The organism is Pseudoalteromonas luteoviolacea (assembly GCF_021654285.1).
Lineage (GTDB): Bacteria > Pseudomonadota > Gammaproteobacteria > Enterobacterales > Alteromonadaceae > Pseudoalteromonas > Pseudoalteromonas luteoviolacea_J.
This window is the reverse complement of record NZ_JAKFZS010000023.1, coordinates 1-12397: the sequence shown is the minus strand read 5'-3', so window position 1 is coordinate 12397 and position 12397 is coordinate 1. Positions and strand designations below refer to the sequence as shown.

General features: G+C 40.6%; 10 protein-coding genes. 3 read left to right on the top strand and 7 right to left on the bottom strand.

Annotated features, from left to right (window positions below; all coding sequences use genetic code 11):
* Positions 1-106 precede the first annotated feature (106 nt).
* Positions 107-1513, top strand: a complete 1407-nt coding sequence (locus L1077_RS19350) for a DEAD/DEAH box helicase (RefSeq protein ID WP_237138564.1) — start codon at positions 107-109, stop codon at positions 1511-1513.
* Positions 1514-2409: 896 nt separating this feature from the next.
* Here the strand turns inward: L1077_RS19350 and L1077_RS19345 are convergent.
* The 7 genes from L1077_RS19345 to L1077_RS19315 form a co-directional block, all read right to left on the bottom strand.
* Positions 2410-2586 (bottom strand): hypothetical protein, encoded by a 177-nt coding sequence (locus L1077_RS19345; RefSeq protein WP_237138563.1) that lies wholly within the window; start codon positions 2584-2586, stop codon positions 2410-2412.
* 48 nt (positions 2587-2634) lie between these two features.
* A complete protein-coding gene (locus L1077_RS19340) occupies positions 2635-4734 on the bottom strand; it encodes a winged helix-turn-helix domain-containing protein (protein ID WP_237138562.1) in 2100 nt (699 codons plus the stop codon).
* Positions 4735-5183: 449 nt separating this feature from the next.
* On the bottom strand, positions 5184-6020 hold the full coding sequence (locus L1077_RS19335) for an alpha/beta hydrolase (RefSeq protein WP_237138561.1): 837 nt from the start codon (positions 6018-6020) through the stop codon (positions 5184-5186).
* Positions 6020-7339: a M23 family metallopeptidase gene (locus tag L1077_RS19330; protein WP_237138560.1), complete on the bottom strand. Its 1320-nt coding sequence runs from the start codon at positions 7337-7339 to the stop codon at positions 6020-6022. The genes L1077_RS19335 and L1077_RS19330 overlap by 1 nt, the downstream gene beginning before the upstream one ends.
* 2 nt (positions 7340-7341) lie before the next feature.
* Complete coding sequence (locus tag L1077_RS19325; RefSeq protein ID WP_237138559.1) at positions 7342-8685, bottom strand: M23/M56 family metallopeptidase; 1344 nt, start codon at positions 8683-8685, stop codon at positions 7342-7344.
* A gap of 10 nt (positions 8686-8695) precedes the next feature.
* On the bottom strand, positions 8696-9073 hold the full coding sequence (locus L1077_RS19320) for a BlaI/MecI/CopY family transcriptional regulator (RefSeq protein ID WP_343222245.1): 378 nt from the start codon (positions 9071-9073) through the stop codon (positions 8696-8698).
* Positions 9074-9172: 99 nt separating this feature from the next.
* The gene (locus L1077_RS19315) at positions 9173-10015 is read right to left on the bottom strand and encodes a LytTR family DNA-binding domain-containing protein (RefSeq protein ID WP_237138558.1); all 843 of its coding nucleotides are present in this window, start codon (positions 10013-10015) and stop codon (positions 9173-9175) included.
* A 159-nt stretch (positions 10016-10174) separates the two neighbouring features.
* Between L1077_RS19315 and L1077_RS19310 the strand changes: the two genes are divergently transcribed.
* Positions 10175-10585 carry a DUF2141 domain-containing protein gene (locus tag L1077_RS19310; protein ID WP_237138557.1) on the top strand — a complete coding sequence of 137 codons (411 nt, stop codon included), beginning with the start codon at positions 10175-10177 and terminating at the stop codon, positions 10583-10585.
* A gap of 11 nt (positions 10586-10596) precedes the next feature.
* On the top strand, positions 10597-12126 hold the full coding sequence (locus L1077_RS19305) for a carotenoid oxygenase family protein (RefSeq protein WP_237138556.1): 1530 nt from the start codon (positions 10597-10599) through the stop codon (positions 12124-12126).
* Positions 12127-12397: the final 271 nt, after the last annotated feature.

The following is a 12397-nucleotide window of genomic DNA, read 5'->3' as shown; positions in this document are numbered from 1 at the left end:
ATACCCGCTTCTCTGCTATTATCGCTAACTTGCGATATTACCGTCGCTCAACATCAGATTAAAGCAAAGGCCGAGCTGCACTTTGGCCAAACAGAAGAGAACTTGCATGAATTTTTCCCAACTTGGGCTATCTCAAGTACTGTTAGATACACTTCAGTCTAAAGGGTATCAATCACCGACTCCAATCCAACAGCAAGCAATCCCAGCCGTTCTAACTGGTGAGGATGTCATGGCAGCCGCGCAAACAGGCACGGGTAAAACAGCCGCGTTTACCTTACCTTTAATCGAAAAACTGTTAGCCTCTCAGCAACCTCACGCTAACCAAGCTCGTGTGTTAGTCTTAGCACCCACACGCGAGCTCGCGATTCAGATAGCCGAGAGCGTAGAAACTTATAGCGCAGGTACTAGAATTCGTAGCACTGTTGTATATGGCGGGGTGAAAATAAACCCACAGATGATGCGCTTGAGAAAAGGCGTTGATATCTTAATTGCTACGCCGGGTAGGCTACTCGACCTATACCAGCAAAATGCGGTGAAATTCACAGAGCTCACTACATTAGTCTTGGACGAAGCGGACCGTATGCTGGATATGGGCTTTATTCATGATCTTAAAAAAATCATCAGCCTGTTACCTAAGAAACGTCAAAACTTACTTTTTTCCGCTACTTTTTCTGACCCAATTCGCGCATTAGCAAAAACCCTCTTTGCAGCGCCTGTTGAGATTTCTGTTGCCGCAGAAAACACAGCTGCCAAAACGGTAATTCAAAGCGCATATGCTCTAGATAAATCTCAAAAAAACAAACTCTTAAGTCATTTTGTTTTGAATAAAAAGTGGCAGCAGGTCTTGGTTTTTTGTCGTACTAAGCACGGTGCGAATCGCTTAGTTACTTATCTTGAGAAAAATCATATCAGTGCAGCAGCAATACACGGTAATAAATCCCAAGGCGCAAGGGTAAAAGCATTAAATGGCTTTAAAACAGGTGAAATCAATGTGCTTGTTGCCACCGACATTGTGGCTCGTGGTCTTGATATTAGTGAGCTTCCCTATGTAGTCAATTACGATTTGCCTAACACTTATGAAGACTATGTACACAGAATTGGGCGTACCGGTCGTGCAGGTGCAGAAGGTGTGGCTGTGTCATTTGTAACACTTGCAGATGCTGATGATCTGTATGGTATTGAGCGCTTTATTGGCGCACTCATCCCTAGAGCGGAAGAATCAGGGTTTGTACCTCAAAACCCAGTGCCTGAAAAAGCGCTAGATACTAGGCCCATTAAACCAAAAAAACCCAAAAAGCCCAAAAAAAAGCAGCAAAATACCACAGACAGTGCTCAGCACTTTACCAAGTCAAAAGATCCAGTAAAGACAAAAAGCCCAGTCAAAAAGAACCGGCCACCGCGCAGAGCAAAAACAAACACTGACAACTCAACGCACGGTTCAAAGCAGGCTATAAAGCCAAAATCGCGAGGTCAAAAAGCAACCCAATCACAATCACGCCGACAAGAGAGATAGGACAATAGATAGCGTCCCTTCATTGAAAAGCTGAATTTTTCCTCAGCTTTTCCCCCTGACATAGAGGAAAAATGCTCTGGATAGGTAGGTGTACATTCATAAAAAGCCAATCAAAAAATAAACTGATTGAATGATAATTTGAAGTGAAGTAAAGCGAAACACTTACAGAAAAACGAAAAGAATAAAAGCCAGTACCGCTCTCCTTGCGGTCATATGACAACACCAAGTAATGGTGAACTACGCATACGTGGCGACCATCCTTGAAATTAGCAAACATCCCCAGATTCTACTCTCAGTTTAGCCAATGGATTTTTGGCTTCACCACTTTCCCAAACGGGGAGGGAAGTGTACTTCTCTCTTACATAAGCTGGCTTATTCTTTTTATTTCTATTAGCTGTGAGACTTCCCAGTGGATTAACCTATATCCTGGCTGACTCACTTGCATCCTGGCTGACTCAATTGCATCCTAGCTGACTCACTTGCATCCTAGCTGACTCACTTGCATCCTAGCTGACTCACTTGCATCCTGGCTGACTCACTTGCATCCTGGCTGACTCATTGCATCCTGGCTGACTCATTGCATCCTGGCTGACTCATTGCATCAAATCCTGTTAAATTTGATTCAGGTTTGGCGATTCAACCTCCAATATATTTCTGCATCCGTACAAAAAACTGGAGGCGAATCACACTACCAAGTGCCCACTCCTTGCTGCGCTAACCAAGTTATTAAAATGTGCACCGAACACCAACAACTAACGCATTGCTTTTTTATAACCTAAAAAGTAAGCTTTTAAATCATATATTTATATAATTTAAATTTTAAAAAAATGAGAGGGGAAACTACTACTTACTAACAAGCATTCTTGCAAAACAAGCAGTAGTCATATTAGGGCGGTCTATTTAGAAGGCTTGTCTACGCCCCCTTTACCTTTGCCACTTCCAAATGGGGTAACAGGATCTGTACACTCTTGTGTAATTTTACACTCCTCAGGGGAAGTCATTTGTAAGGAATAAGCTGGGCTCGACATAACCGCAATAAAAATAGTAAAGCTCAATAGTTTTAAGGTACTCATTATTTTTCTCGTATTTAGGATTGTAATAAGGGGGTGGAGATAAGTGATTCAATCAAAGAATAACTGTTGAATGGCAGAGTCATTTATCTGTACCGAGAGATATACGACATGCTCACCAACTTTATCCACTGATATTCTCGGGTACATGCTATAGAATAAATCTTCAATAACGACATGCTCTTTTGTCTCTATATCAATAAAGTGCACATAACTTTTTAAATAATCAAAATCAGTCCAAATGACAGTATTTTGTTTGACGTGCCACCGAGAAATAAACTCATAACTAATTTGATGGCCAAGTGGTTCAGCAATAGACTGCAATGAAGCTAAATGATATAAATCGCCTGCACTGTTCGCGGCAATAAAACCTGTATTAGCAGGCCTAATTGACCTAAAGTTACGGAGAAATACATCTGTTGTCGCCTTATTAAGGTCATATTTTTGGATCTCCCACTCTCCTGCAACCTGCATCCCAAAAAGCACATATTTACTATCTTGATAAAATACGGCGTCACTCGAGACACTCGAGTCGGCAGTTAAGTAAAGCAATGTGCCAGTATGAATATCCAAAATTGCTAAACGATGATTTTCTTTGACCAATATATGTTGATTGTCTTGGGCGACATCTAGTATTTCAAGTAGCCCCGTCGTCTGGTAATGCATTGAAATGTCGTCATTTTTAATATTAAAGTGACCAACATAATTAATGTTGTTCTTTTTCACCCTTACCCATCGCATCTGCTCATCTTGTGGGTCGAACAACATAGATGTGATCTCAGGGGCAGTATTAATAACTCTACTAACATCACCAGAACCACTCAATGCGCGCTCAATATACAACCTGTTAGCGCGCTCTTGAGACTTTTCAATAGCCACCACATGGCCAGTTTGAGAAGCTGCAATCTCTCTGACCAAACCACTTAAATTTTCATACACTTGCTTACTTTCAGCCGTGTTAACATTAATGACGTGCAAGCCTTCGGTATCAAGGAATAAAGCTTCCTCATCATTCAACCAAACAGCACCGTCTATTCTTCGATTTTGTTCACTCAATACACTGTCTAACTGAGTGGTAAAATCATGAATGACTAGTTGGTATTTACCTGACTGGACAACGATGGTCATTAATCGTGATTTATCAGGAGATACTGCTCCACCCACTATATATTCACCTCTGTGAGTAGGTGTCACAAGCCGAGTTAAGTTAAGAGATTCTAGGTCCATTGCATACAGCACAAGTGCTGCCTCAGCATCCTCTGCCAGTTGAACAAGTATTTCAGATGGCACTCTACCAGATGCAACACCACTGATTAGAAATTTATTTTCCAACAGCGTCACCATAGCACTTTCAGGGTCTGAGACCGTTAATGGCAAAAGTTTAAGTGCAGAAGCACCAGTGACAGTATCAGTGAATACCAACACTTTGTCATTTTGTGCAAAACTGATAAAACGCGCATTAGATGCGCGCGTGGTAAGCTGCCGTGTAACCCCTTCTTGCTTATCTAGCAGATACACTTGGCTGAGGCCGTCTTCACTATACCTACCTGTAAAAGCGATAAAGCGCCCGTCAGAGGATATAGCTAGTGATTTTTTTTCTCCCTTAAATTCGGTAAGGTGCTCTTTCCCTATTAGGTGCGTATCATTATAAATATATTCGGAAGCCATAAAGCTTACAGTCAACAAAATAAAAAACAGCGACAGTAAAGCAGCTAAAAATGACCTTTTTTGAGGCTTTATATTTTCTTGGCTACGTGAATTTGACTTGAGGTTAGAATTAGAGGATTCAATACTAGACGTAGGCGGGTGTTCATCCTCATCAAACAGTACTTTAGTCTCACAGACTAATTTATATCCTCTCTTTGCAACGGATTTGATATATTTTGGATTATTCAAGTCATCATCAGAGAGGATCACCCGGAGCTTTTTAACAGTCCCTCTCACAGCGGTGTCAGTGACTACACGATCTGCCCAAACATGATCATGTAACTCTTCGACCGTGACATAGCGGCCACGACAATCGTAGAGGTATAGTAATAACTCCATGACTTTAGGTTCTACTGAAACCTCTTCACCTTTTAAAAAAAGCAGACTTTGCCCTAAATCAATGACAAATTCCCCAAGTGAAGCTCTGATACTATCCTTTTGCAACAAACTATTCCTAACTAAAGTTTAACGCACAAGATGGACTGAAAACTGGCACCAATAATGCTAAATATGTAAATATTTATAAAAGTTTTGACACATCAAGTGTACCAAGGAAAACCTTAATAATTCAACCTAAACAATGATGTGACAAGTTGAAAATCTCTTTATAAATATACAGTTATATTTACAATCTTCAGTTTAACCTAGTCCCTCAATTTGGAATTTGTACTTAATAAACATCTACTTAAGAATTTATTTAGTGAATGATACGCATTAAAATTTTAAAACTTAAAAATAATTTCTTATTGACACTTTTTCACAAAGCATCATCTAATGATCACACAATTATTTTGCATACAAATTATTTACATGCAAAAAACAGGATATTACAAAGCTTGATATTTGAAAAAGATGATGCTGATCAGAGGGGTAGCGATCAGCATCTCTTTTGACTATTTACCGTATAAGCTAATTAACCCCTCCGTTAGCAATAGCGCAAATACACTAAAATGAGACATATTTGGGATCACCGTATGTTGATAGTCAAAATCTTTATACTGACGTTTATCTAGTACACTAATAAACTCCTTCAAGTCCGTCACCATCCAACCTTCATTACCTCCTATAAAATAACGTACTGTCGCAGGTAGCGCGCTATTGCGCTTTGCATAGCTTTTCTCCATCTCAAATATCACCTTATTGTCATACCAAAATGACGGGCTGCCCAAGATATAAGAGCTAAATAGCTCCGGTTGATGTAGCAAAATATAAGTGCCTAATAACCCACCGTATGAATGGCCTACGAAAGTTTTGCGCGAGCTATCAATACGATATTGACTTATTACCAATGGTAATACTTGTGTTTCGATAAACTTCACATAATTTTTTGCTTGCCCCGATACTTGTTGCGCTTCTTTGGAGTGTCCCATGGCCTCATCAGGCGCGAAAGTAGGAGTATAGTCACGAGTCCTGCTAATTAGTGGGTTGGTTCCTTTGGAGTAAGAGACACCAACGACGACGACTTCTTCAATATCTCTACCTTCAATTAAATGCAAAACGCCACTGGCAGTTGCAATGGAGTAGCTAGTATCATTAATTAAGACAAGCGGATAATGGCGCTTTGATTTGTTATAACCTTTAGGTAATCGCACATAGAGCTCATAGCTTTGTTGATTAATTTTGGATGTCACTTGTATTGTGTGCGTATTCTGAATGGTAAATGGCTCATTTGCGAACGCCTGCATAACAAACAATAAAGGCATCAAAATAAATATAAATCTTTTATACATTATTGAAGGTTCTCCTTAAGAATATAATTAAAAACGAGTTCTGATGATTCATTTTGCAGCTTATGACGCTGCTGTAATTGACCCTCAATACGGCTTACCGTATTTAGAAAGGCTGCTAATTCCATACCGGAAAGTGTTTGTTCAGCAAGTTGAGGCATATTGAGTTTCAATGGATTAATTGCATGTCCATCTTTGTGTACTTCATAATGGAGATGTGGGGCTTGTGATAGTCCAGTATTACCCAAATACCCAATGACCTGCCCTTGCTTGACGAACTGCCCCGCTTTTAAACCTTTAGCGAAGCTTCGTAAATGTGCGTATAGCGTTTTATATCCATTGGCATGCTTGATGGTAACTCGATTACCAAAACTGCCCCCCCAATTTGCTTTTAGTATTTTTCCATCCCCAGCAGCGAAGACAGACGTGCCCACAGTGGCCGCAAAATCGAGTCCTTTATGCAGCCTTGTAAAACCGAGTATCGGATGTTTACGATGTCCAAAAGTAGATGATAACCGCGCGCCATTCAGCGGGGTTTTGAGTAAAAAGCTTTGCACAGGTCGCCCGTCAGCATAATAGAACCGCTCGTATTTATCGTCGCTCTCTTCAAAGAGATAAAGAGCATGTACCTGACCTGAAACCGTTAACTTGATATACCGAACCTTACTTAAATCACTTTCACTTGATAAAACATGAGGATTGATAAGCTGAGTAGATTGATAGATAACTTCAAAAACATCCGTTTCTTGTAAAGATCTTTGGAAATCAACTTGATAAGAAAGAACCGCAATAGCTCTTTGAATTACCTCAGCATCCATACCGGTATCCAATGCGCTATTGTAAAGGCTGCGACCAATATTTACTTGAATATGCCTATCGACAAACTCAGTCTCAAGCTGTGACTCTGTAACTTGCCAGCCCTGCTCCGCTAATGTAGCCGTAATAATTGTGGCAAACTTCACACCGATAGAAATGGCTTTAAAGTCATCATTTTCATTTAGCGTCACTTGAATCACCTGGCCCGTAGCTAACTTATTAAGGTCCAGCCATGGTTTAACTGCACTAATCAACGAAATGACTTGTGATGTCGTTACATTAAAGCGCTTTAGGACACCCAATAGATTTTCTCCAGCATCTACCCTTACTATCTGAGATGGCGCTCCTTCGGTCTTGATAGACGCTTCTGTTATTTTACTGGTAGTCTCCTCGATAGGCGTGTGGTCACCTGGTGTTTGTTTATATTCGACTTTATCTACATTCTCTGAGGTGCAAGCACCCCCTACAACTAAGGCTGCAGTAATCAATATACTATTTTTTATCATGGTTATTTTAGCTCTAGAATAGCCAACGGGTTTATCCGCTGCTCCTGATGTAGCAGTTCGAAGTGTAAATGCGCTCCGGTCACACGCCCCGTAGCGCCTAAAGTACCTAGCTTACTTCCGGCTTTGATCTGCATGCCTTGTTCAACAGTGATCTTATCTAAGTGTGCGTATAGGCTTTGGTAACCATTTTTATGCTGCACAAGGACGACATTGCCTAGATTAGCAGATAGCGTAGTCGCATCTGCAATAACAACAATACCACTAGATACCGCTTTGACTGGGGTACCTACAGGCGCAACTAAATCAATACCACCGTGGGGCTTGGAATGTCTAAATTCAGATATATGCCCATAATATGAACTGATCCGAAAATCAGTAAGTGGGTTCTGCCACTGCTCAGTTGCTGAGTATAATGCTGGCGCCGCTTTTATATTCGCAAAGCCCAATACAATGGAGATAGAAAGTAAAAGGACAACGAGGTATGCAGGCTTATTGGCTTGTGGCTGAATGATCTGTTGCAGCCTCAATTTATAATCCTCTAAGCTCAACGCATCTGAGGAAAAGTTTGCCGTGCTGGGTACCGAATTAACCGCAACCGAACGCTTTAATACCGTCATCAAGGTTGTCGCATAGTGCTTTTTATTAATGTCGTAACCCCTGAGCGTTTTCAAATCACAACGTAACTCCATCGCATGAATGAAACCTTTTTCCATCTGTTTGATAAACGGGTTAAACCAAAAAACACATCCCAATATGCTCCACATTAATAATACAATATGATCTTTATGATGTATGTGCGTCACTTCATGGCACAATAAGGTGTTCTGTTGCTCAGCACTCAGCTGCGAAAAATAACTCGGTAGCACAATTTTGCTATTGAACAGCCCAAATACAAAAGGAGAACAGGTTATGGGTATTTGTACACAAGGCGCCTTTGACATTGAATGTGCAAATGGCTCTGACGTAGTCAATAAGCGCCGAATACTCAACCAACTCCTACGAAGCCTGCTTAGCTTTCGCATAGCAACAGCTAAATAGACAGCAAAAATAATGTAAAGCAGCACATCAAAGGAAAGCGGTATATCTTGCACAGACAGCTGGCCAACCTGATGCTGCTTTTGCTCAATATATCCACCAAACTCAAGCAGCACTTTTGGTACTTTTCCGATCTCAGAGCTTGTGCTCACCGGTAAAATAGGCAATACAGATAATCCCAATATCACCCACCATATTGTCGGTGTAGCTGGGTATTTTACGGCTATATACTTACCAATTTTAAGCAATAAACAACTCGTCAATAGCCACAAAGCTAACATCATGAGCGGGCTGATTAGTGACCAATCCATGTTCGTGTACCTATTTCTTATCTTGCTTGTTCAGCTCTTCAAGTAATGATTCGAGTTCATCCAGCTCATCTTCTTGAATTAAACGGCTGTCTGCAAACATTGCGACTGGCAACGGCCCATCCAATTCAAAAACTGACTGCGCAAACTCTTGCGCACACGCCGCCAGCGTTGGCATTTTATCTACTTCAGCGGTGAATATTTTTTTATTGCCTTGCTCGCCCACACTCAGCAAACCTTTGTCAGCCATGCGCTCAAGCGTCTTTCGAGTAGATGAGTAACTCCATGCAAATTCAGCTTCAATAGCATCATGGATCTCTCTTGCTGACCTGGGCTCTTTTTGCCAAAGCAATTTTAATATAACTAACTCTGTGTTGTTTGGTTTCAACATACACCCCTCCTGTGACATATGTCGCACTTTAACATGCAACAAGGTGCGACACAAGTCGCACCTTGTTCTAACAATGAGTTTAATCGCCAGAACAGTCTGTTACGATATATTGAGTTTATCTTTTGTTTGACTCAGAAATGTTTGTGAGACGGGGACTTCTAGGCCATTACTCATTAGTAAAATAAGCCGGCGTCCTTCGCGCTTTGTTGCAACCACTGCGTTGGTGAATACCCACCAAGAGCGGTGAGTTTGAAAACCTGGATAACCATCCAATTGCTTTAGTGCATCTTTAAACCGCATTAAAAGCATATGACTTCCTTTGTCTGTGTGTACTTGCAGATAATGATCATCCATTTGCAAGCAGATTAGTTCCCCGCGTTTTTCAATAGGCAATTTACTCATAAAGTCCATCAACATTTTCTGCTGCAATATCGTCGCCTCTGGTTGCTCTAACTCTAAACGCTGTTGCTGATAGGTGATCACGGCGTTTTGCTGCAGCACATAAGTCTTTGTCACGCTAATTAAAGTGATCACCCCACCTATAAACAAGCAAGTCATAATAGAAAAAGGAACTTTATCCCAATAATCTGATGACAATGAAAAAAACAGGTTAATGATAAATGGTGTGATAAGCCCCATGATTAAACTGGCACATAAAATAGAGACCACCAAAGAGAGAACATTCTTCGCCTTCAAATTAGGCGCAATGCTGGACAGCGCCGCTCTACCTAAAGTCAATGCAGGTGCATAAACCAGGTAACCACACATACAAATGCTTATCCAAAAGCCCAGTGCATACACAAAACTAATGTTATCCATACCAAAGGGTTTTAAAAAAGCCAAAAAGCATGCAAATAACAAAACAATAGTGCTATCAGAAGCAATATTACGAATTGTCCACCTTAAGCTTTCATCATGATTTTTATAGTTATTTTTTTTCATTTCACGATTCGCCAAAAAAGTATCTACTGAATAAGTCTAATCTACGAAGTAGCTGCCTCATCCACGAAACTCATATTGTTCATGGATAAAATCCATTCTATCGTTTTTATCAACCAGCGCAAATAAGCACAAATAAAACAGATAGATAAGGAAGAACATATGAAGGTATTAATCTCAACCCTGGCCCTATTGTGCACACCAGTCATGGCCAATCACCTTGAATTACAAATCAATAATGTCAGTAATGAACAGGGAAAAGTGTATATCGAGTTGTTTAAAGGTGAACAGAACTATAACGCAGGTAAAAGCCACCTTCAGAATATCATCTCAGCTAAAGCCGGCACAATAAAGGCTAATTTCTCAGATATAGAAAGTGGGGAGTACGTTATTCGCTTCTTTCATGATGTTAATAGCAATGCAAAATTAGATACGAATTTCTTCGGTATCCCAACTGAAGGAGTTGGCTTTTCAAATAACGCAACCATGCAATTTGGACCACCAAAGTATCAAGACATGGCGATTACCATCAAAAATGGCAATAACCTAGAAATCACCAATATCAGCTATTAAGGGATCACATTATGGACCGTCGGCAATTACTTAAAGGCATACTTGCAGCGCCCATTGCACATGCGGCTATCTCAACACCTTGCCTAGCTGCTATGCAAGGCAGTGTATCTCATGTAGATCCGCTAAAGATAAACAAACAACGCTTTCTAGCTGCATTAGAGAAATACCCAGACTTGGTAGGTGTACTTGGCACTGACTCTGACTTTTCACCTAATCAACTGAAAATAGAAGGTCAGTTACCAAAAGATCTGAAAGGTTGTTTTTATCGCAACGGTCCAGCTCGGCACCAAAGAGCTGAGCAGAGGTATACCCACTTATTTGAAGGTGATGGCATGATCCATCAGTTCCAATTTGCAAAAGGAAAAGTACATCACCAAGGCAAGTTTACACAAACAAGTAAATTTATAGCTGAAGAGAAAGCCGGTAAATTTTTGTTTTCTGGACCAGATAGTAAACTGCCTAACAGCCTTGCAATCAACAACCCTGACTCAATTAATACAGCCAATACAAATGTGCTGCCAGTTAACGGGGAATTATGGGCGCTATGGGAAGCAGGTTCAGCAACGGCAATTGATGGGAGCACACTCGAAACTAAAGGACTTATTAACCTCGGTGAAGGAACACAACATCAAAATAGCTTAAAAGGCTTACCCTTCTCTGCACACCCAAAAGTAGAGGCGGATGGCACGATATGGAATTTTGGCTACGCACTCAATGGCCACATAGTTTTATACCAGTTAAATAGCCAAGGTAAATTACAAAATGTAGGTATGGTAAACAGCCGGTTTACTGGAGGAATGGTGCATGACTTCCTAATCACCGAAAAGCACATTCTCCTTTTATTACCTTCTTTAAAAAGAGATAGAGCGATAGAAGGACAGTTTTCATCAATTCAATTTGCGCCAGAGCAGGCAATGGAAGTACTCATTATCAGTAAAAGTACTTTGAAGGTCGTGAAAACATATAGCTTGGACCCTGGATTTGTTTTTCATTTTGGCAATGCATGGGAAGATAAAAATGGCAACATCTATTTTGATGCGAGCTTATACCCTAATGGGGATGTATTTAATCAGATGACCTCTATGATGCAAGGAGAACGTGATATCCCAATATCACCGGCTAAGTCTGTTGTATTTAGCTTATTGCGAAATGGAAAAGTGAGTTCTTATACTATTGATGGGATCAGTGAATTTCCTCGTATCTATAGTGCATTAACCGGAAAAAGGAACCGTGATTTATTTACTTTATCATCCATCGAAAGTGATGTTTGGAGTGACAGCGTTAGACGAATTAACTTAGACAATGATAGCCTAGATACGTTTACTTATGGTAAGGACTATCTAGTGGAAGAACACGTATTAGTGAATACTCAAGAAAATACCAAGGGTGATTATTTAATTGGTACTGCGCTGCACATCCCAACAAAGCGTACTTGCCTAAATATATTCAACGCACAAAACATATCAGCAGGGCCAATTTGCAGGGCTTGGTTACCCTATGCTATTCCTTTAGGGTTTCATGGCAACTTCTTAACAAGGTGAGCATCGTGCAAAAGATTAGCGACAGCGAACACAGTGAGTACGCTTCTTTTGCGCAAGGTGAATATCGTGCAAAAGGTTAATGACACAGCGCAAAGCGCTGGCATTCTTTTCGCGCAAGGTGAAATGAGCCTTTTTGACCGATGATGAGGGACTGTATATATTTAAAAGGAGTAAAAGGTAAAAACTGTGAAGGTTGCTCCCTTCACCTTGCGCTAATTCGTCTCTTTATCAATGTGCATGACCTCTGCAATATTCGAGACGATTTAGCACG